The organism is Bacillus cereus group sp. BfR-BA-01523 (genome assembly GCF_022662615.1).
GTDB classification, from domain to species: domain Bacteria; phylum Bacillota; class Bacilli; order Bacillales; family Bacillaceae_G; genus Bacillus_A; species Bacillus_A mycoides.
The window spans coordinates 233,430-254,349 of sequence record NZ_JAKUDX010000005.1; the positions used below are offsets into that span (position 1 = coordinate 233,430).

The window sequence follows — 20,920 nt, forward strand, 5'->3', positions numbered from 1 at the left end:
TATAATGAGGGCATAAAGATAAATCACATTTTCGTAGCAATAAAAAAGGAGGAAATAATATGGAAATCGCAATGGCAGTTTTGAAATTTGTAGGTGGCGTAATCCCGTTAATTCAAGAACTTTTGAAAGCATTTATGTAGGTTTATTAGTTAGCTATCATTTATCAATCATTATCATATCTTACTAAAAAAAGAACGGGGTGATTTTTCTGAATATTAAGAAAAACACTAAAAGAAGAAAGTTCCTTGCGTGTTTATTAGTTAGTCTATGCACTATTAATTATTCATCTATTTCCTTCGCAGAAACACAAGTAGGTAATGCAACTGATGTAACCAAAAATGCTAGTGGCATTGATACTGGTATAGCAAGCCTTAAATATAATAATCAAGAGGTTTTAGCTGTAAATGGTGATAAGGTAGAGAGTTTTGTTCCGAAAGAAAGTATCAATTCAAATGGTAAATTTGTAGTAGTGGAACGCGAGAAAAAATCACTTACAACTTCACCAGTCGATATTTCGATTATTGATTCTGTGGTGAATCGTACGTATCCAGGAGCGGTACAACTTGCAAATAAAGCTTTTGCAGACAATCAACCGAGTTTATTAGTGGCTAAGAGAAAGCCTTTAAATATTAGTATAGACTTACCTGGCATGAGAAAAGAAAATACAATTACTGTCCAAAATCCGACATATGGTAATGTGGCTGGAGCAGTAGATGATTTAGTATCTACTTGGAATGAAAAGTATTCTAAAACACATACGTTACCCGCAAGAATGCAGTATACAGAATCTATGGTTTATAGTAAATCACAAATCGCAAGTGCCCTTAACGTTAACGCCAAATATCTTGATAACAGTCTAAACATTGATTTTAATGCGGTTGCAAATGGAGAGAAAAAAGTGATGGTAGCGGCATATAAGCAAATATTTTATACCGTAAGTGCTGAACTACCTAACAATCCATCTGATCTTTTTGATAATAGTGTTACTTTTGGTGAGTTAACTCGTAAAGGTGTAAGTAATTCGGCTCCACCTGTTATGGTCTCAAATGTAGCTTATGGTAGAACTGTTTATGTAAAATTAGAAACAACATCTAAGAGTAAAGATGTACAAGCTGCTTTTAAAGCCTTACTTAAGAATAACAGCGTCGAAACGAATGGACAGTACAAAGATATTTTTGAAGAAAGTACCTTTACTGCTGTAGTATTAGGCGGAGATGCGAAAGAGCATAACAAGGTTGTTACTAAAGATTTCAATGAAATCCGAAATATCATTAAAGATAATGCTGAATTAAGTCTTAAAAATCCAGCATACCCAATTTCATATACAAGTACTTTTTTAAAAGATAATGCAACTGCTGCTGTTCATAACAATACAGATTATATTGAGACGACAACTACAGAATATTCAAGTGCTAAAATGACACTGGATCATTACGGTGCTTACGTTGCGCAATTTGATGTATCTTGGGATGAATTCACATTTGATCAAAATGGTAAAGAAGTACTAACACATAAAACATGGGATGGTAGCGGCAAAGACAAAACGGCTCATTACTCTACAGTTATCCCTCTTCCACCAAATTCAAAAAATATAAAAATCGTAGCTAGAGAATGTACTGGTCTTGCATGGGAATGGTGGAGAACAATTATTAATGAACAAAATGTTCCATTAACAAATGAAATAAAAGTTTCAATTGGAGGAACAACATTATACCCAACTGCTAGTATTAGTCATTAGGTATAAAAAGGCGCCCTGTAAGCAGGGCGCTTTTTTACTTAGTCACAAATTTTACTCTTTCCAAAACTGTTCCAATAGAATGACAAGCATGGTACCCACAAGTAATCCATTACTTAAAACATATTGTAAGGAAGAAGGAATTCCGCTAAATGCACTTTCTGGAAGAAACATTATTCCCAAACTGATTAATAATGAAATTCCTAATATAGTTAATCGGCGTTGATTTAATTCTTCACGTAAAATGGATTGGAATGAAATGCCTATTACTTGGACAAATGTTGCTAAAAGTGCGGCATTAGCAATAGGACCTGGTAGCAAGGATATAAAGTTTACAATTGAAGGAATAAAAGAAATTCCTGCTAATATAAGACTTGCTATAAGGAACGACTTCACTTTTCTTTGTCCTGTTAGTTGAATAAATCCTGCTGATGCAGGTAATGGTACAATTCCAATTGTAGAAAACACCGACGAGATAATATGCGATATACCTCCGGCCCACACGCCGCGGTTCAGTATTTGCTTTTCATTTTCTTTAGATAACGGAGCCACTTGTTTTACAGCCGAAATAGCAGCGATTGTATTTGCAACTAAAAGAAATGTAAATAAAGTTGCAGTTAGAGCCATTCCGATATCTAATCTAGGTGTGCCCCAAGAAAATAGCTCTGGTAACTTAACTAACGGTGTGTGTGAAGGTATATGAGATGATTTTCCTAATACAGCATACAAAAGCCAACCACATGAAATTCCAAGTAACACAGCGTAACTTTTCATCCATCCGTTCCCTTTAATTGATAAGAAAGTAATAAGGGCAAAAACAAAGAGCGCAATAGCAGCCGTTGTATAATCAGGATGAGTTACAGCTCCTTGTAATCCCATCATTCCTTTTAGTAACACACCACTAAGCTGAAGAGATAATATTAAAAGAAAAGTTCCTGTAACCAAGGGTGTAAATAAACGTAGAATTCGATGAACAAGCCCTGTTATACCAAGGAGGAAGAGTAATATACCTGCAATAATTAATCCACCTTCTAAAAGTTGTAATACATCCTTTGCACTTTGTCCCTGATGCATAGCGACTTGTCCCAATATGACAAATATACTTACCCATGAGCCGGCTGGCCCATCCGCTATGGGATAGCGATGCCCAAACCATGCTTGTATAAATGAACTTACTCCTACAACTAAAAAAGTTCGTTGCATTAATGTTGAGATATCTTCTATTGATAAATGGAATATGCCACCAATAATGATAGGCAATGCAATTGCATTTGCTAATAAAAACACAAACCACTGTAGAATACTAAAGCTCGTATCGACGTATTTTTTATTCATATTATTCTCCCTCGTATAAAAAGAATCTCATAGTAAAAATCCATCCTTTCTACACAGCTAGATTAAAAAGGATGGATTTTGTAAATCTATAAAATTACTTTAATTATATAAATAGATTTTTAATTAATTACCATGTACGGAACGGTAAGAATTTCCCGTTAAGTGTAATCACGATACGAGGGTCGCCACCTTTTGGATCTTCTTGTGTGTCCACACCTAGATTGAAGTTAATTGCACTCATTACACCTTCGCCAGCTTTTTCTAGAATTAATTCTCTAAGAGTTGGTGCGTATTGTAACATCATTTCATATAATCGATATAAGATTGGGTCAGTAGGAGGCATTTGCATTACTTGACCTCTAAGTGGAACTACTGTTAATGCTTGAACTACTTCTTCATCTAATTCTAATAGTTTACCGATTTTTTCTGCTTCTGGACGTGTCATTGTAGCTTGTCCTAATAACGCTGTTACAACCCAAGTCTCAGAGTTTTCACTTACTTTTGAAATTTCTTCCCATGTTAAACCTTTTGCAATTTTTGCTTCCATAATTTTTTGCGTAGCTTCTTGTCTATTCATATCTAATAACTTCCCTTCATTTAAGTAATAATTAATTTTTCATACCATTTAATGCTTTATATCCATCAACTATTAAATCTAATTTACCTGTGTGAGGATCAATAACTAAACCATGTACAGGAACATCTTTTGGAATAAGTGGATGATTTCTTACTAAATCAACATTAGCTTGAGTTGAACCGTTGACATCATCGAATCCAAATAACCATTTTTCAAGGTCAACACCAGCATATTCAATCGCTGATAAAATTTCTGGTGAAGCTACTCCACGATCTAATATTTTTTGAAGTGTTCCTTTTGGATTAGTTTGGCTCGCACCACATCTTTGGTGTCCGATAAGGAAGATTTCATCTGCATTTAGATCATATACTGATGCGACAACACTTTGCATAACACTATCGAAAGCAGAAGCAATTTTACCACCTGCATTTCTGATAACTTTTGCATCACCATCGTGTATATCTAAAGCTTTTGGAAGTAGCTCAATTAAACGAGCGTCCATGCAAGAAACAACAACCATACGTTTTTTAGGCATTTTTGTCGCTTCATGAGGAGCGTATTCTTTATTTTCTACAAATTGTTCATTGAACGATAAAATCTCTTGTAATAACATATTTGTAACCTCCTTTAAATCTAGATGTATTCTTTTGTTGCGTCCTCTGTGTTATAAGTAAATATAACTGATAAACAATGTGATGTAAGAGGATAAACTAAGTATAGTGAATTGTATCGACAAGCAGAATAAGTTGGCGAAACACTTTCTGGCTTTCTACTTTCACGATGAAAGGATTGGTTTATATCATTGATCAAACAGATTTTGAGATACTGAAATTATTAGGAGAAAACTCAAGAATACAATGGAAAGAACTTGGTCAAAAAATACATATGACGGGGCAGGCTGTAGGAAATCGAATTCGAAGATTAGAGGATTTAGGGATTATTGAACAATATACAATTGCAATAAACCGAATCAAATTAGGACAAGTAGTGACTGCATTTGTTACTTTGTTCGTAACAACAGCTAATCATCAAGAGTTTATGAATTTCTTTCAAAAAGAAGAAGGGATTTCTGAAGTAGACCGTATAAGTGGTGAGGGATGTTACTTATTAAAAACACATTTTGCTTCTAATGAAGAATTGGATAACTTTCTGGGGCGACTATTAAAGTATGGGAATTATCGTGTTAACTTATCAATAGGAAAGTTAAAATAAGATTTCTTTTCTTTGAGGGTTATAGTAACCTTATTTGCTGTTTTGTGGAATTCACGGCAAACTTATAAGTAGATTGACATTGTAGGATAAAAACCATAACTTTGCTGGAGGGGCGGGGGTATGGTTTTTTGTTTGTAGATTTTCAAGTTAGAACTAGAAGTTTGAAGGATACGTCGATGAGGTATGTAATGTTAACTTAATGATCCATCTGATCATATGTTTACTTAGATGAATCATTAAGTAACAAAAAGTCTCGGTATTTTCATGCATTGTTATCTGTGTTTAGTGATAGCTTTTGTTGTTCTTTTAATTTTTCAGGTGTCACATCGTTTCCTAAAGGGTCTAATATTTTTAATCCTGTAACAGTGGTGTTGATTTGACCTCGAATAATTTGAAGGTACTCCTCACGTAATGCTTTACGCTCATGTAATTCTGTTTTTGTTAAACCGTCTTCTTTTTGTTTTTTAGCTAGTTCATTGATTCGATTTAAAACTTCAAGCATTGTTTTCCCGCCTTTCTTTTTATAGAAGCTCTTTTGCAAGTAGTCCATAAGATTGTAGCTTTGCGTCATGATTATGACTGATTGTCCCAATCATTGCTTCGTTAACTCCGAATTTTTCTTCATGTTCGCGAAGTGTATTTGCAACTTCTTTAGCACTTCCAACAAGGAATTTTTTACGATTGTTCTGTATATGCATTTTGTCCATTTCAGTGTAATTGTAATTTAGTGCTTCTTCAGGAGAAGGTACGTGGAAGTACTTACCTTTATCTAAAAATAATAGAGATAAATCTAAAGAAGCTGCATGATATTCTGCTTCTTCAGCAGTTTCCGCTGCTAGTGCAAAATACCCAATGTTTATTTTAGGCTTAACCATAAACTCAGAAGGGACGAAATTTTTACGATAAGATTCTAACATTTCACTAGATAACTCCCCACTAATAAACTGAGCATAGGAATAACCAATACCGAATCTTCCTGCCTGTGCAGCGCTACTACCACTAGAACCTAATAGCCAAACTTCAGGTAATGGGGCACCTAATGGAGAAGCAAGTGTGCGATTGTATAAATGATCTGCAGGCATTGTTTCTGTCATAAACATCATCGTATCCATTAATTTATCGTACAGATTCAGCATATTTGGATGTTTTCCTTCATGTAATGCAAGTGTAGAAAATTGATTGCCACCTGGCGCTCGACCTACACCGAAATCAATTCTATCTGGATATAAAGATGTTAATGTTTTAAATACTTCTGCCATCTTTAATGGTGAATGGTGCATTAACATCATTCCACCAGAACCAACGCGAATTTGCTCTGTTACAGATGCGATATGAGAGATCATAATTTCTGGTGAAGCACTAGCAAAATTGGCTGAACCATGATGCTCAGAATACCATAGTCTGTGATAGCCTAGTTTATCTACTAACTGTGCTAATTCAATCGTATTTTTAAAAGTTTCTTGAGTAGTTACCCCGTTTGAAACTGGAGTTTGATCTAAAACACTTAATTTCATAAGAAAACCTCTTTTCTTCTTAGTAGTGTTTATCGTACTTTCATTCCAAAAGTACGATAAACACGGTGATTAAAACTCGCCATTCCAAGACGTTACTTCATCTACAGTTAATCGAACTGTTGGGAATCCTGGCTCTTTTGCTTTGCCTAATGCAATCATTAAGACGTCAGTTAAGTTTTCTGGAACGTTAAATGCTTTGCGGAATTCTTCAACGTTATAGCCAAGCATTGGGACTGTATCGTATCCTCTCGCTTTTGCAGCAAGCATAAATTGCATAGCTAGCAAACCACCGTCAAGCATTTGCCATTCTCTTTTTCCTTGTTCGCTTACAGGTGCATAAAACTCACGAATACTGTTGTTCAGTCTGTTTTTAATTTCTTCTGTCATGAATCCAGCAGCTACTGCACGTTCATTCACTTTATTGATATGTTCGAATTCATGGGCATTATTTTCGCTTAAAATTACGATCATAGCGGATGCTTCTAGCACTTGTGGTTGATTTAAAGCAATTGGATGAAGTTTCTTTTTTAAGTCTTGATCTGTAATTACCATGAAACGCCATGGGTTTAAGTTGGAACTACTTGGTGCTAGCATTGCTTCTTCTAAAAGTTCTTTAATTTCTTCATCAGAGATTGTAACTGAAGGATCATAAGAGCGAACGGAACGGCGCTCACGAATCACATCATAAAAATTTGCATTACGATTTTCTTTTTTCATTTTAAAATACCTCCACTAATTTAATGCTCTGTTATAAGTTGCTTACATGCATCATTATGGTATAGTACAGATATTATGAAAAGTACGCACTTTTCCGTGATATAGACACCATCTCGTGACATAGGCACGAGAAAGTGCCTATCAAAATACAGAAGGAGTTCAATATGAAAAAAGAGTATAACAATAGAATTGAAGTCGTTTTGGATGTGATCGGAGGTAAGTGGAAATCCCACATTTTATATCATTTAACAAGCGGACCGACAAGAACGGGTGAGTTAAAACGATTGGTAACTGGTATTACACAAAAAATGCTTACTGAGCAATTGAAAGAGCTTGAAAAAGATGGGCTTGTGTCTAGAAAAGTATATAATCAAGTACCACCGAAAGTTGAGTATTCTCTTACAGAACAGGGAGAATCATTAAAAAAGGGTTTGAAGGTGCTTTGTGATTGGGGAAGCGATTATATTAAGCATAAATATCCGAATGGTGAAGTAATCGTGAAAGAGGACGATCATATATGATTTAACATTTCTGTAAGTATAATTTTGCTATAATGAATAAGTACTTACACGAAGGGGAGCTAAAAGAGAAAATGAAGTCATTTAATATCGATCATTATATAGCTAGCGTTTTACAGTGGATATTAAATATAGCATTAATCATATTATCCATTGTTTTATCGATTTTTTTAATTAACGAAACAATTACTTTTATTCAATACATATTTTCAGCGAAGAAGTATACATCTTATAAATTAGTTGAGAGTATCATCGTCTATTTCCTATACTTCGAGTTCATCGCATTAATTATTAAGTATTTTAAGTCGAATTATCATTTTCCGTTACGTTATTTTATTTATATCGGAATTACGGCGTTAATTCGTTTAATTATTGTGTCTCATGAGGAACCGATGGAGACGTTATTATATGCGGGATCCATTCTTGTTTTAGTTATTGCTTTATACATATCGAATATGAGAGATTTGAGAAAAGAGTAGTGCAGACATAAGTTTGCACTACTTTTTGTACCTTGACCTTCAAGTTACTTGAAGGTTTACAATGTAATTAGGACGTTTGAAATCGAAAAAAATTGAGAAATTAAGTGAAGAGGTTATTTTACTTGGAGGTTATAGAAATGAGTCAGGAATTAAAGTTACGTCCTTTAGAACGGGAAGATTTAAAGTTCGTGCACGAACTTAATAATAACGCACATATTATGTCTTATTGGTTTGAAGAGCCTTATGAAGCATTTGTGGAGCTGCAGGATTTATACGATAAACATATACATGATCAAAGTGAGCGCCGATTTATCCTGGAGAAAGATAATGAGATGGTTGGATTGGTTGAGTTAGTGGAAATTGATTATATTCATCGAAGAACTGAATTCCAGATTATTATTGATCCGAATTATCAAGGACATGGTTATGCAGCGGAAGCGACGCGTTTAGCGATGGATTACGCTTTTTCTGTATTAAATATGCATAAACTCTATTTAGTTGTTGATAAAGAGAATGAAAAGGCTGTACATGTTTATAAAAAGGTTGGATTTATGGTAGAAGGAGAACTTCTCGACGAGTTTTTCGTTGATGGAAACTACCATAATGCGATAAGAATGTGCATGTTCCAGAAGGAATATTTTAGAACGAAATAATGGAGTGAAAAGGCTATAGACGATCATTGTCTATAGCCTTTTTTTATTATGTTTAACAACAACTTTTTATTGTAAAACAATAAAAAGTTGTTGACTTAAAATTTTAGTGGGCTTATTATGATGATATTGAGAATAGTAAAAAGGAATGCAGATAAATTAATTGTGAAATCAAAGGAGAATATATTATGAAAAAATATTTATTAGCTTCTAGCCCAATATTTTTAGGAGTGTTATGCATCATTATGTTTAATGTAATTGGTTCGGAAGTAAAACCAGACGGAACTTTAGTGGAGCCATTTTACTTAATTCCGTTAGCATATTTATTTACCTTCACTGGAATTGTTGCAATTTTGTTTGTGGCTCTTTTCTCGGTGCTTCGAAAAAAGACAGCGTAATAAAACACTTGCCATGAAATAGAAACATACGATAGGGAAGAAAAATAAAAAGAGAGCTGAATCATGGTGAATCATTATTGTTATCCTGAAAGACAAGTAGGATCGGCTATTACTTTGGCAGGAGCAAAGAAGTTAGGTGGGAGATCAACTGCCCGTAAACGCCCGATTGGTGAAGGCTAATAATCAGTGGGTAAGAACAAAACAACCACTGATTAAAGTTTCACTTTATTTTCCATTCCATATGGCGGGACATACTTCTTATGAAAGAAAGCGACTCAATAGAGTCGCTTTTTTATATTCCACCGAGCTTCATTCCAAGGAATGCGAATAGGATACCAATTATGTAAGTAGTACTTAAATATAAAAGGAATGTGTAAATTTTTTTGCGATTGAGAAGCTGAATGGACTCTAATTTAAGTGTCGAAAATGTGGTGAATGCGCCCAAAAATCCAGTTCCTAATAATAATTGCCATTCTGTAGAGACTCCGTTGCCAATTATATACCCGAGTAAAAATGCTCCTGTTATATTAATAAGGAATGTAGCAATTGGAAAGGGTGTTTTATTTCTTTTTTTAAACCAATTGCTAATTGCAAATCGTGTAATCGCACCGAAAAATCCTCCAGTTGCTACTAATAAAGCTTCCATCATAAGTGATCACCTTCCGTAAGTGATTTCTTAATTAAGAAATCACCTAGTGTATAGCCAAGTCCAGACATAATGAGACCGCCAAGTATGCTACATGATACATATAAGAAAGCCGTGCTCCATTCAGAATGATTGATTAATTGCACAGTTTCTACACTAAATGTTGAAAACGTCGTAAAGGAACCGATGAATCCAGTCCCGATGCCTGTGATAACCTCTGAAGGTAAGATGTTTAGCCGGGCGATATACGTAGTTAGCCATGCTAATAAGAAGCAGCCGGCTAAGTTAATGAGTAATGTAGCTAATGGAAAAGAATGATGCCAAAATACATGAATAGTAAGACCTAAATAATAGCGGGAAAGGGCTCCTAATATGCCGGCGATGCCAACGATAATATAAATCAATTTTCTCACCTCTTTAAATAGTTTGCTCAAAAAAATAGACTCCTACCAGTAGTTATACTGGTAGGAGTCATTAGCTAAGCAGCGGTTATGGCGAACTCCATCGCCTATGATTATTACATATAGTGTACTAAAAATTTCGTTTGATTTCCAGTAGAGAAGTTGGTGTATTTTGTATTTCTCTAATAGTTTAAGATAGGGAATTATTACTTATAAACTAAATATAGTGATATAAGGTTTTCAGTGTGATAAAATGTTTCGTATGTCTGTCATTTTTTTATTTAACTGAAAATAAAGAAAAGTAAAATCGTATGTTTTAGAAAAGGAGTCGTTTGTTTGAAAAAATTATTAAAAATAGTACTTATATGTATTTTAGTAGGGGTGGGAGTTGTAGGTGGGTTTTTAGCGTATATGACACTTACAAAAGAACAGCCGGCTGATGTTATAAGCTTGAAGGTTGAAAACAATAAGGAGCGCGTAATTGCGCCTGGAAATGAATTTAAAGTTACAACATTTAATATTGGATATGCTGGACTAGATAAGGATCAAGACTTCTTTATGGATGGGGGAAAAGGGTCTGGTTCAAGTAGTAAAGAACAAACGGAAACTAACTTAAAGAATATGCTTTCGTTTTTACAAAATGAGAATAGTGATTTTGCACTATTACAAGAAACAGATATAAAATCAATGCGATCATTTGATGTAAATGGGCATGAATTTTTGAAAAAAGGATTACCTGATTATGCTTCGTCATTCGGAAAGAACTACGATACGAAATGGGTTCCGGTGCCAATAACAAATCCAATGGGATATGCTGAAGCTGGATTAAGTACATTTTCTAAATATACGGTTCAAACAGCGAAGAGATTTCAGCTTCCTGGAATGGAGCCGTGGCCAAAGCGTTTATTTGATTTAGACCGAGCGATTGTTGAACATAAAATACCTGTTAATAATGGGAAATTTGTTAGACTCGTAAATCTACATTTGTCTGCTTATGATGAAGGCGGGAAAATTAGAAAACAGCAAGTAGAATATTTAAAAAAATATATGAACAAGCATTATGAAAATGGTGATTATGTCATAATGGGCGGAGACTGGAATCAATTACTTTCTAACGTTCAGTTAAGCGATCCTAAGTTTGTGAAAGAGCGTCCTGAGTGGTTAGTAGAATTACCGAAGGACTTTACTGATGGTGGCTTTAAGTGGGCTGTAGATCCGTCTGTTATGACTGTGAGAGATGATGTAAAGAAATACGTGGAAGGTGAAAACTTTGTCACGATTATTGATGGCTTTATCGTTTCACCGAATGTTGAAATTGTAAATGTACAAGGGAAAGATTTGAAGTTTGAAAATAGCGATCATAACCCAGTGAGTGCGGTATTCAAGCTGAAGTAATCGATACGTATGAGTAGAAGGTGGGGCTTCATATATGGAGTGGTTAAAGAGAACTTGTTTTTCTAACCTTGAGAAAGAATCACAGAAAAATCATTTATTGTTGTTTATCACGATTTGTAGTTTCTTCCTTGGGATAATCGCGATTGGGTATTACGGATATATTTTTACAGAGAGAGCAATAGCATTTTGGATGTGTGGTATTTCTATCGTAGTATTTGGAACGCTGCTTACTTTTATAGAAAGTATGGAAGCAATGTATAAATACATCATGACATGTATGCTACTTATTATGTCTTTCATTATGGTACAAGCATTTAATGAAAGCCCAGCTGTATTTCAAATGATCTATTTTACATTAGCGGTTTCACTTATTTATTTGAGTGAACGTCTTATTTTAATCCTTGGCGGGGTAGCAGTTGTTGTTACATTTATACTTTGTAGTTATTGGCCAAATCAATTTTTTGCTTATACAGCGTCATCTGAAGCCGCAAATTTCGCAAGCTTGTTAGCGATTGTAACGATCGCAATGTGGGGTGTCACAAAGATTGGTTCTAATCTTTTGGCTCGTTTAAGGGATGAGAAGCAAGCGGTGATGAAGAAAGCTCAGGAGTTAGAAGAAACGCAAAGGCTTATTGAGGAAACTGTTGTGAAGTTAGATAGTAATTTCAATCATTTAAGACAAAATATGAATACATCGATGGAGTCAATGAGTGAAATTAACTTTGCTTTTGAAGAAGTAGCAGTGGGAACTCAATCGCAATCAGAGATGATGTCACGTTCAGTAGAAGTATTGAATGATATGGAGGGAAATATTGACCAAATCATCTCTCAAGTAAGAAATGCGTCGATGCGTGTTGATAAAAGTTTGGAAATCTCAAAGGGTAGTGTAAATACTTTAAGAAATTTTGAAGCTAACATGAGAAGTTTAAATGATGTTGTTTCACAATCAGGAACGATATTTAGAGAATTGATGACACAATCGAAACAAATTAATGAAATTGTAGATGTAATCACGAATATTTCAAGTCAGACGAGTTTGCTAGCTTTAAATGCAAATATTGAAGCTGCAAGGGCAGGCGAGCATGGAAAAGGTTTTGCTATTGTAGCGAATGAAGTATTAAAGCTTGCTGAAGAATCGAATCGTTCTGCGGGGAGAATTCAAGGGATTTTGAAGGAGTTTAGTAATCAAGCAAGTAAAGTAGAAGTGCAGGTAGAGAAGTCAGAAAGAGTACAAGAAGAATGTAACGAAATGTTAGCAAGTGTTTTGACGAATGTAACGGATTTAGGGAAGTTTATTGATGCGATTAATGATGTAATGAGGGAGATTGTTGGTCATCAAGAAAGTTTCCAAGCTAAAACGACGAATATCGTAAAGGACGTTACACATGCTTCTAACGTAATTCAACAAACTTCTGCAGCTACGGAAGAAGTGTTAGCGAGTGTTGAAGAAGAAAAGCATCGAAATGATACATCGGTGAAGACGTTACATACTGTTAGCGAGCAAGTGAAGTTGCTAGAAGATATTTTAGAAAAGTAATATCTCTTAAAAGGGTACACCATGTGTGCTCTTTTTTCATTTAAATGAATACTTGATAGTAATTTAATTGCTTTTCTGCGCGTTTTCTGCCAAGCTTAAGGAGATAAACTGAGACTTTAATTAGTGGGGCTACACGCTACTGATTATTAGTTGAACCCCGCAAATAGCGGAATAAAATACTTCAAAGAAAGAATTATATAGGTGACGCATATGATCGAAGTTAAGACTTCTGAACTTAGTGATGGAGAATTTAATAGAGGGGTATTTGCAACTCGTGATATTAAAAAGGGTGAGTTGATACACTCAGCACCAGTTATCTCTTATCCGAATGAACAGCATGAACACATTGAGAAAACGTTACTTGCTGACTACGCATTTGAGTATGGGGTAAATCATACGGCATTCCTGTTAGGATACGGCATGTTATTTAATCATGCATATAATCCGAATGCAACGTATGATATTGTCTTCGAGAATCATACGTTTAACTTCTTTGCTTACAAAGATATAAAAGCGGGAGAAGAGATTCTAATCAATTATAATGGTGAAGTTGATGACGATGAGCTATTATGGTTTGATAAGGAAAAAGAAGAGAACGAAAAATAAGTTAAAAAGTATAGAAAGGGCACATTCTGTGGGATGTGCTCTTTTTTATTGATGAAAATAAAGTAAAGATTACAAAAAAATACCACTTTTCTTTCGTATGGTATAGTAAGATATTGAAGGGTATTACTTTGAAAAGCCTATATATTTTACAAATTGTTGTCTATATGGTTACATGTCAAGTTTAGTAGCCCATTTGGGTTGCTTTATTATGCGATATATATTTTAATATGAGTGGAACCTCTTATAATTTAAGAGGTTTATAGGTGTGCTTTATGTACACTGTATTCACCACGTTAGCTGTTGTTCTGTAATGCATTTTTACGTGGGGATATTATGGACCCGTATATAGCGGGATAAAAAGATTATAGAAATAGAGGAATTGTAAAATGAATATGCACGAGGTTTATAAATATTTAAGTACAGTATTGCCTGAAGGTCATGTGAAGCAAGATGAAATGTTAAAGAATCATACGCATATTAAAGTGGGCGGGAAAGCGGATGTGTTCGTTTCTCCTACGAATTATGATGAAATTCAAGAAGTTATAAAGTATGCGAATCAATACAATATTCCAGTTACGTTTTTAGGAAACGGATCGAATGTTATTATTAAAGACGGTGGTCTTCGTGGAATCACAGTAAGTTTAATTCATATTACAGGTGTTACTGTAACAGGAACGACGATTGTAGCACAGTGTGGTGCAGCAATTATTGATGTATCACGTATTGCATTAGATCATAATTTAACGGGTCTTGAGTTTGCTTGTGGTATCCCAGGTTCAGTTGGCGGAGCGTTATATATGAATGCTGGTGCTTACGGCGGTGAAGTATCGTTTGTATTAACAGAAGCTGTCGTAATGACAGGTGATGGAGAGCTACGTACTTTAACGAAAGAAGCATTTGAATTTGGATATCGTAAGAGTGTATTTGCGAACAACCATTACATTATTCTTGAAGCGAGATTTGAGCTTGAAGAAGGTGTGCGTGAAGAAATTAAAGAAAAAATGGATGATTTAACGTTTAAACGTGAGTCAAAACAACCTTTAGAGTATCCTTCATGTGGCAGTGTATTTAAGCGTCCACCAAATAATTTCGCGGGTAGGCTTATTCAAGAATCAGGACTGCAAGGTAAGCGAATTGGCGGAGTTGAAGTTTCTTTAAAACACGCTGGATTTATGGTGAATGTTGATAACGGAACTGCACAAGATTATATCGATTTAATTCATTTTGTACAAAAGACAGTTGAAGAAAAATTCGGTGTGAAATTAGAGAGAGAAGTAAGGATTATTGGAGAAAATCTACAGTAATCTTTGAATAAAAAACGTATAAAAGTATGAATTATTTCGAAATAACATTTGGGTATTGTTGACAATTTGACTTTGATTCAATATAATGGCTAATAATTTAACAAATAAAATATACGTTGAAAGAGCCCAGTAGCAGTTTGTCACTGTTATTAAAGAGAGCTAGGGGTTGCTGGAACCTAGCACAAACAAACTTGTGAATTACACTCTGGAGTATCTTAGGTAACGCTAAGCGGACTAGCAATCGATATTATTGCTAAGAGTGGTATGAATAGCTATGCTATTTATGCAAACTGGGTGGTAACACGGTGAATAATCGTCCCTATGTCTATTGTAGACATAGGGGCTTTTTTGTTTTCAAAAAAATAAAGGGGATGACAAAAGATGAATATTATTGATGAATTAGAATGGCGCGGTGCTGTGAATCAGCATACTGATGAAGAAGGTTTACGTAAGTTAGTAGAAGAGAAAAAGATTTCACTATACTGCGGAGTTGATCCGACTGGTGATAGTATGCATATCGGACATTTGATTCCGTTCATGATGATGAAAAGATTTCAATTAGCTGGCCATCATCCCGTTATTTTAATTGGGGGAGCAACAGGAACAATTGGTGATCCAAGTGGTCGTCAATCAGAGCGTCAACTGCAAACTTTAGAAGTGGTGCAGCATAATGTAGATGCGTTAACAGCGCAAATGAAAAAGCTATTTGACTTTGGCGGGAATAGCGAAGTGAAGATGGTAAATAACTATGACTGGACACATAAAATAAACATTATTGAGTTTTTACGTGATTACGGAAAAAACTTTAGCATAAATAGCATGTTAGCGAAAGATATTGTCGCAAGTCGTTTAGATACAGGGATTTCTTTCACAGAATTCACGTACCAAATCTTGCAAGCGATGGATTTTCATCATTTATACACAAAAGAAGATGTTCAATTGCAAATTGGTGGTAGTGATCAATGGGGAAATATTACGAGTGGTTTAGATTTAATTCGTAAGTTAGAAGGTCATGAAGCGAAAGTATTCGGATTAACGATTCCATTATTATTAAAATCAGATGGTACGAAGTTTGGTAAATCAGCAGGTGGTGCTATTTGGCTTGATCCGGAAAAGACAACACCGTTTGAATTTTACCAGTTCTGGGTGAATACAGATGACCGTGATGTAATTAAATACTTGAAATACTTTACGTTCTTAACGAAAGAGCGAATTGATGAATTAGCAGCGAAGGTAGAAACAGAGCCTCATAAACGTGAAGCACAAAAAGTATTAGCGGAAGAAATGACGAAATTCGTTCATGGAGAAGAAGCATTTTTACAGGCAGTGAAAATTACAGCAGCGTTATTTAGCGGAGATATTAAGTCGTTAACAGCTGATGAAATTGAACAAGGCTTTAAAGAGATGCCGACATTCCAATCTTCAAAAGAGACGAAAAATATCGTAGAGTGGCTAGTTGATTTAGGAATTGAACCTTCTAGACGTCAAGCGCGTGAAGATATTAATAATGGAGCTATATCTATGAATGGTGAAAAAGTAACGGATGTCAGTAGGGATGTTACTGTAGAAAATTCATTTGATGGACGATTCATCATTATTCGTAAAGGGAAGAAGAACTACAGCTTAGTGGAATTAGGAGAATAGTTCTTGTGAAAGAGCGGAAGTAGGGAAGATATTTACTTCCGCTCTTTTCATGTACACAATTTCGACATAAAAAAGTCAGTATATTTTGATAATTAAAGAGGTTATATTGTTCTTTTGCCGAATAAATAAGTTAGAGAAAATTACGGATAAAGTGAAACTTTAATCAGTGGGGGGGTTTGTTCATCCCCGCTGATTATCAGCCCGCAAATAGCGGGATAAAAATAGCCCGAACCATGCAGGGCATGATTCGGGCTTATATTCAGATTAGTATGCTAAGCTGAATAGACCTTTAATGTGTGATAAGTAACGAACGTTACTTGCTTCTTTCATTAATGATGCTGGTAAACCTTTAAGCGGAGTATTGCTTGCTCCGATTGTAGCAACAGCATCTTTACGTCCTAGACTAGCAAGTGTTCCAGAGTTGATAGGTGCGAACTCTTCGAATGCTTTGCCTTCTAGTGCTGCGTATAAGTTGTATCCAATTAACTCACCCATTTGCCAAGCAATTTGTGCAGTTGGTGGGTATGGACGACCGTCTGGAGAGAAGACAACAGCGCTGTCTCCAGCAACGAATACGTCTTTGTGAGAAGTAGATTGTAGATGTGCATCAACAGTTGCACGACCGCGGTTTACTTCAAGACCTGATTCACCAATTAATGGGTTACCTTGTACGCCGCCTGTCCAAACGAATGTGTTAGCAACGATTTTTTGACCGTCTTTTAAGTCGATTTCATTACCAGCAACGTTTGTTACAGGAAGACCTGTTAAGAATGTAACACCGCGTGCTTCTAAGCTAGCAGTTGCACGTTCGATTAAGTGGTCTGGTAATACTGGAAGGATTTTTGGACCTGCTTCAACAAGAAGAAGTTTAACTTCTTTTGGATTTACGCCGTGGCTTTTTGCAAGTTTAGGCATAATGTCAGCAAGCTCACCAACTAGCTCAACGCCAGTTAATCCGCCACCACCGATTACGATTGTAGCATCAGCTTCGTTTTTCGTTTTAGCGTATTCACGAATACGGTCTTCAACGTGTTTGTAGATTTTGTTTGCATCAGCAGCAGATTTTAATACCATGCTGTTTTCTTCTAGTCCTGGAATACCGAAGTAAGCAGTTTTACTTCCTAAAGCAACTACAAGTGCATCGTAAGATAGCGTAGTGCCACCAGCTAGTTTGATTTCTTTGCTATCAACTGAGAATGACTCAACTGTTGCAATTTTAAGATCGATGTCTTTACCTTTGAAAAGCTTTGTAAGTGGCATTGCAATTGCTTGCTCAGCAACGTTACCAGCTGCAAGGCGGTGTAGTTCAGTGATGATTTGGTGCGTTGGGTATTGGTTAATCACTGTAACTTGTGCTTCTGATTTGCTGTAATATTTACGTACGTTTAAAGCGGCAAGAAGACCGCCATAACCAGCGCCTAAGATGACAATTTGTTTTGACATAGTATGATATCCCCCGTCTTTACTAATTGTTGTTATAAGTTAAATTATTTATTGTTACGTTCTGCACTAATTTGAAGGTATGCGTTCACAAAGCGGAACATTTTTTGTGCTTGTGGGTCTTTTAGTAATTTTAATAGACCGAACAGGCCGATAACTTCGTTGCTTTCATCAGCACGATCTTTCGCTTCGATAGCAGTTGCAGCCATGCTTTTCACTGTATCTTTTACAGGTTCTACAAGCTCTGTGATTGCACTAACAGTGTCGCTTTTTAATACTTCATCAGTAGCAACAGTTTGAGCGAAGTCATAAGACTTAGTTAAAATGTTAACAAGCTCAGTTAATTTTGGAAGCTGTTCTACTAGTGTTGTTAATGATTCTTGTACCTCAGGTTTTAACAACTGATCAAGTACATCAAGTTGTTCTTGGCTAGCAGAAATTTGTACAGTTTCTTGTTCTGGCTTTGTTTGAGTCATAGTTTCTGGCATCTCCAATTCTCCTTTACGATAGCAATACTCTTATTTTTTATAGGTAAGATAGTAAACGCTTATGAAACTTTATACAAAGTTTCACAAAGCACAATAAAATGCCTTTAAATTTATGACAGCAAGTAAGCTGAAATCATAAATCCAAAACCATAATGTCCTACCTATTATTTATGAACTGTCCGATACATGGCTTGTCCGCATAATGGAAAGTTCCCTTATCGGAAAGTGTATATAATATATATCCTATATTATATACTATATACACGTATGTTAACATAAAAATGATTCCTAATTATTTGATATTGATTCTGTAACCTAGTACTGACAAGGCATGAAAGCGCATAAATTATTTTATCTATCTTAAAAATGTACATATATATAAAGAAAAAAAGGAGGAAATGGACAAATTTATGTTCATTTTTTCCTTTTTTTATTGTTCACCTTCTGTAATTAGCATTGATGTGTTACCGCTTTTTTCAAGGTGGCATTCGCCCCAAGTACAAAGAGAGTCAAGAATCGATTCTAAAGACCAACCGTAGTCGGTAAGAGAATATTCTACTTTTGGTGGGACTTGATTGTATACCTTTCTTTGAATAACGCCGTCGTCTTCTAATTCACGTAATTGCTGTGTTAACATCTTTTGTGTAATACCAGGCATTAAACGTTTTAGTTCACTCGTTCTCCTTGTACCTTTCGTTAAGTGACAAAGAATAACAACTTTCCATTTTCCGCCGATAACCTCTAAAGTCGCCTCTACAGGAATATTGTATTTCTTCATATGAAAACCTCCTTTTGTGAGCAAAGTAAGCTAAATAATATAAATGTTACTTTTTAGTACCTATAGCACTTTAAAGTACGTACTTTTTATTATGTTAAATATGTTTCATAATAGCACATGTAAGAGGCAAGTGAGTAGTACGGCACGAAAAGGTTACTATGTTACTTTTTGGTGCCTATCGTACTTAAAAGTGCGTTCTTTCAAAAAAGAATGAAACCATTCATAATAGCATTTGTAGAGATTAAATATATTTTTTAGAAGATAAAAGGGCCTTTTTATCGCACTATTATGATTGGATTTCTTGTAATAAGGAGGAATTCAATTGAGTTCATATACAGTATCATCTTCAGAAGTTCAGACGAATCGAAGAAGTATGTTTGCTTTATTAGCACTAGCAATTAGTGCATTTGGAATTGGTACAACCGAGTTTATTAGTGTCGGTTTATTACCATCTATTTCGAAGGATTTAAATGTTTCGGTTACAACAGCTGGTTTAACTGTTTCCCTATATGCGTTAGGCGCAGCAGTAGGAGCTCCTGTTTTAACAGCGTTAACCGCTAGTATGTCGCGAAAGTCATTATTAATGTGGATTATGGTCATTTTCATTATTGGTAATGGCATTGCGGCAGTAGCAACAAGCTTCACTGTACTAATTATCGCAAGGATTGTATCTGCGTTTGCGCATGGTGTGTTTATGTCGATAGGATCTACAATTGCGGCTGCAATCGTACCAGAGAATAAACGTGCTAGCGCCATTGCCATTATGTTTACGGGATTAACAGTCGCGACTATTACAGGTGTGCCAATTGGAACATTTATTGGTCAAGAGTTTGGCTGGAGGGCGTCGTTTATGGTGATTGTGGTAATTGGAATTATTGCTTTCATCGCAAACAGTATATTAGTCCCATCTAATTTAAAAAATGGTGTACCTGTATCATTTCGTGATCAGTTCAAACTAATTAAGAATGGAAGACTGTTACTTGTTTTCATTATTACTGCACTTGGATACGGCGGAACATTCGTAACATTTACGTATTTATCACCGCTATTACAAGAAGTAACAGGATTTGAAGCAAGTACTGTTACCATCATTTTATTAGTGTATGGAATCGCAATTGCGATAGGGAATATGGTCGGCGGAAAATTATCGAATCATAATCCGATTCGAGCGCTATTTTACATGTTCTTTATTCAAGCGATTATATTATTTGTTTTAACATTTACGGCACCATTTAAAGTAGCTGGATTAATCACAATTATTTTCATGGGATTATTCGCATTTATGAATGTTCCAGGGCTACAAGTATATGTCGTTATATTGGCTGAGCGCTTTGTTCCAAGTGCGGTTGATGTTGCTTCAGCAATTAATATTGCCGCATTTAACGCAGGGATTGCTCTCGGTTCTTATATAGGTGGTCTTGTAACGAACTCGTTAGGGTTAATCCATACTGCTTGGGTAGGTGGCATTATGGTAGTAGGTGCTGTTATTTTAACAGCGTGGAGTATGACATTAGAAAAAAGAGATCAAGCAAAATAAAGGAGAGAA

At 35.4% G+C, this 20,920-nt stretch carries 23 protein-coding genes, 1 riboswitch and 1 other annotated feature; of the genes, 12 read left to right on the forward strand and 11 right to left on the reverse strand.

Going from position 1 to position 20,920, the window contains the following annotated elements:
- The first annotated feature begins 199 nt into the window (after positions 1-199).
- Positions 200-1,738: an anthrolysin O/cereolysin O family cholesterol-dependent cytolysin Alo gene (gene alo, locus MR066_RS15825; protein WP_002192293.1), complete on the forward strand. Its 1,539-nt coding sequence runs from the start codon at positions 200-202 to the stop codon at positions 1,736-1,738.
- Between the two features lie 51 nt (positions 1,739-1,789).
- Here alo and MR066_RS15830 read toward each other — a convergent pair whose 3' ends face one another.
- From MR066_RS15830 to MR066_RS15840, 3 genes are all read right to left on the reverse strand, one after another.
- A complete protein-coding gene (locus tag MR066_RS15830) occupies positions 1,790-3,070 on the reverse strand; it encodes a purine/pyrimidine permease (RefSeq protein WP_215560073.1) in 1,281 nt (426 codons plus the stop codon).
- A 127-nt stretch (positions 3,071-3,197) separates the two neighbouring features.
- Complete coding sequence (gene cynS, locus MR066_RS15835) at positions 3,198-3,647, reverse strand: cyanase (protein WP_001081567.1); 450 nt, start codon at positions 3,645-3,647, stop codon at positions 3,198-3,200.
- Positions 3,648-3,678: 31 nt separating this feature from the next.
- Positions 3,679-4,260, reverse strand: coding sequence for a beta-class carbonic anhydrase (locus MR066_RS15840; RefSeq protein ID WP_016102247.1), 582 nt, complete (start codon positions 4,258-4,260; stop codon positions 3,679-3,681).
- Positions 4,261-4,427: 167 nt separating this feature from the next.
- On the opposite strand from MR066_RS15840, the gene MR066_RS15845 reads away from it, so the two are divergent.
- A complete protein-coding gene (locus tag MR066_RS15845; protein WP_002016035.1) occupies positions 4,428-4,859 on the forward strand; it encodes an Lrp/AsnC family transcriptional regulator in 432 nt (143 codons plus the stop codon).
- A gap of 262 nt (positions 4,860-5,121) precedes the next feature.
- Here the strand turns inward: MR066_RS15845 and MR066_RS15850 are convergent, their stop codons facing one another.
- The 3 genes from MR066_RS15850 to MR066_RS15860 form a co-directional block, all read right to left on the reverse strand.
- Positions 5,122-5,361 carry a DUF896 domain-containing protein gene (locus tag MR066_RS15850; protein ID WP_088040408.1) on the reverse strand — a complete coding sequence of 80 codons (240 nt, stop codon included), beginning with the start codon at positions 5,359-5,361 and terminating at the stop codon, positions 5,122-5,124.
- A gap of 19 nt (positions 5,362-5,380) precedes the next feature.
- Entirely contained in the window at positions 5,381-6,373 is a 993-nt protein-coding gene (locus MR066_RS15855) for an LLM class flavin-dependent oxidoreductase (RefSeq protein ID WP_061673711.1), read from the reverse strand.
- Positions 6,374-6,442: 69 nt separating this feature from the next.
- Positions 6,443-7,090, reverse strand: coding sequence for a nitroreductase family protein (locus MR066_RS15860; protein WP_242247681.1), 648 nt, complete (start codon positions 7,088-7,090; stop codon positions 6,443-6,445).
- Between the two features lie 164 nt (positions 7,091-7,254).
- Between MR066_RS15860 and MR066_RS15865 the strand changes: the two genes are divergently transcribed.
- From MR066_RS15865 to MR066_RS15880, 4 genes are all read left to right on the forward strand, one after another.
- Positions 7,255-7,611, forward strand: a complete 357-nt coding sequence (locus MR066_RS15865) for a winged helix-turn-helix transcriptional regulator (protein ID WP_016121030.1) — start codon at positions 7,255-7,257, stop codon at positions 7,609-7,611.
- 71 nt (positions 7,612-7,682) lie between these two features.
- Complete coding sequence (psiE, locus tag MR066_RS15870) at positions 7,683-8,087, forward strand: phosphate-starvation-inducible protein PsiE (protein WP_002129862.1); 405 nt, start codon at positions 7,683-7,685, stop codon at positions 8,085-8,087.
- 137 nt (positions 8,088-8,224) lie between these two features.
- Positions 8,225-8,740 (forward strand): spermidine N1-acetyltransferase, encoded by a 516-nt coding sequence (gene speG, locus MR066_RS15875; protein WP_002034701.1) that lies wholly within the window; start codon positions 8,225-8,227, stop codon positions 8,738-8,740.
- Between the two features lie 182 nt (positions 8,741-8,922).
- A complete protein-coding gene (locus MR066_RS15880; protein WP_181295495.1) occupies positions 8,923-9,135 on the forward strand; it encodes a DUF3955 domain-containing protein in 213 nt (70 codons plus the stop codon).
- A 292-nt stretch (positions 9,136-9,427) separates the two neighbouring features.
- On the opposite strand, the gene crcB (MR066_RS15885) is transcribed toward MR066_RS15880, so the two are convergent.
- Complete coding sequence (gene crcB / locus MR066_RS15885; protein WP_242247683.1) at positions 9,428-9,784, reverse strand: fluoride efflux transporter CrcB; 357 nt, start codon at positions 9,782-9,784, stop codon at positions 9,428-9,430.
- Positions 9,781-10,185, reverse strand: a complete 405-nt coding sequence (gene crcB, locus MR066_RS15890) for a fluoride efflux transporter CrcB (RefSeq protein ID WP_242247792.1) — start codon at positions 10,183-10,185, stop codon at positions 9,781-9,783. Before crcB (MR066_RS15890) ends, crcB (MR066_RS15885) begins: the two co-directional genes overlap by 4 nt.
- A gap of 54 nt (positions 10,186-10,239) precedes the next feature.
- A riboswitch (Fluoride riboswitch) is annotated at positions 10,240-10,299 on the reverse strand.
- A 219-nt stretch (positions 10,300-10,518) separates the two neighbouring features.
- Between crcB (MR066_RS15890) and MR066_RS15895 the strand changes: the two genes are divergently transcribed.
- From MR066_RS15895 to tyrS, 5 genes are all read left to right on the forward strand, one after another.
- Positions 10,519-11,577: an endonuclease/exonuclease/phosphatase family protein gene (locus tag MR066_RS15895; protein WP_002068235.1), complete on the forward strand. Its 1,059-nt coding sequence runs from the start codon at positions 10,519-10,521 to the stop codon at positions 11,575-11,577.
- A 34-nt stretch (positions 11,578-11,611) separates the two neighbouring features.
- Complete coding sequence (locus tag MR066_RS15900; RefSeq protein ID WP_088040404.1) at positions 11,612-13,114, forward strand: DUF4077 domain-containing protein; 1,503 nt, start codon at positions 11,612-11,614, stop codon at positions 13,112-13,114.
- A 210-nt stretch (positions 13,115-13,324) separates the two neighbouring features.
- Positions 13,325-13,720 carry an SET domain-containing protein gene (locus tag MR066_RS15905; RefSeq protein WP_000573650.1) on the forward strand — a complete coding sequence of 132 codons (396 nt, stop codon included), beginning with the start codon at positions 13,325-13,327 and terminating at the stop codon, positions 13,718-13,720.
- Positions 13,721-14,106: 386 nt separating this feature from the next.
- The gene (gene murB, locus MR066_RS15910) at positions 14,107-15,024 is read left to right on the forward strand and encodes a UDP-N-acetylmuramate dehydrogenase (RefSeq protein ID WP_242247685.1); all 918 of its coding nucleotides are present in this window, start codon (positions 14,107-14,109) and stop codon (positions 15,022-15,024) included.
- A 107-nt stretch (positions 15,025-15,131) separates the two neighbouring features.
- Positions 15,132-15,348 (forward strand) — a binding site (T-box leader).
- A gap of 57 nt (positions 15,349-15,405) precedes the next feature.
- Positions 15,406-16,668 carry a tyrosine--tRNA ligase gene (gene tyrS / locus MR066_RS15915; protein ID WP_242247690.1) on the forward strand — a complete coding sequence of 421 codons (1,263 nt, stop codon included), beginning with the start codon at positions 15,406-15,408 and terminating at the stop codon, positions 16,666-16,668.
- A 264-nt stretch (positions 16,669-16,932) separates the two neighbouring features.
- Here tyrS and MR066_RS15920 read toward each other — a convergent pair whose 3' ends face one another.
- The 3 genes from MR066_RS15920 to MR066_RS15930 form a co-directional block, all read right to left on the reverse strand.
- Entirely contained in the window at positions 16,933-18,111 is a 1,179-nt protein-coding gene (locus MR066_RS15920; protein ID WP_002016002.1) for an NAD(P)/FAD-dependent oxidoreductase, read from the reverse strand.
- 44 nt (positions 18,112-18,155) lie between these two features.
- A complete protein-coding gene (locus MR066_RS15925) occupies positions 18,156-18,596 on the reverse strand; it encodes a DUF1641 domain-containing protein (RefSeq protein WP_002089494.1) in 441 nt (146 codons plus the stop codon).
- Between the two features lie 430 nt (positions 18,597-19,026).
- On the reverse strand, positions 19,027-19,374 hold the full coding sequence (locus MR066_RS15930; protein WP_242247692.1) for a winged helix-turn-helix transcriptional regulator: 348 nt from the start codon (positions 19,372-19,374) through the stop codon (positions 19,027-19,029).
- 373 nt (positions 19,375-19,747) lie between these two features.
- On the opposite strand from MR066_RS15930, the gene MR066_RS15935 reads away from it, so the two are divergent.
- The gene (locus MR066_RS15935; protein ID WP_199777136.1) at positions 19,748-20,911 is read left to right on the forward strand and encodes an MFS transporter; all 1,164 of its coding nucleotides are present in this window, start codon (positions 19,748-19,750) and stop codon (positions 20,909-20,911) included.
- Positions 20,912-20,920: the final 9 nt, after the last annotated feature.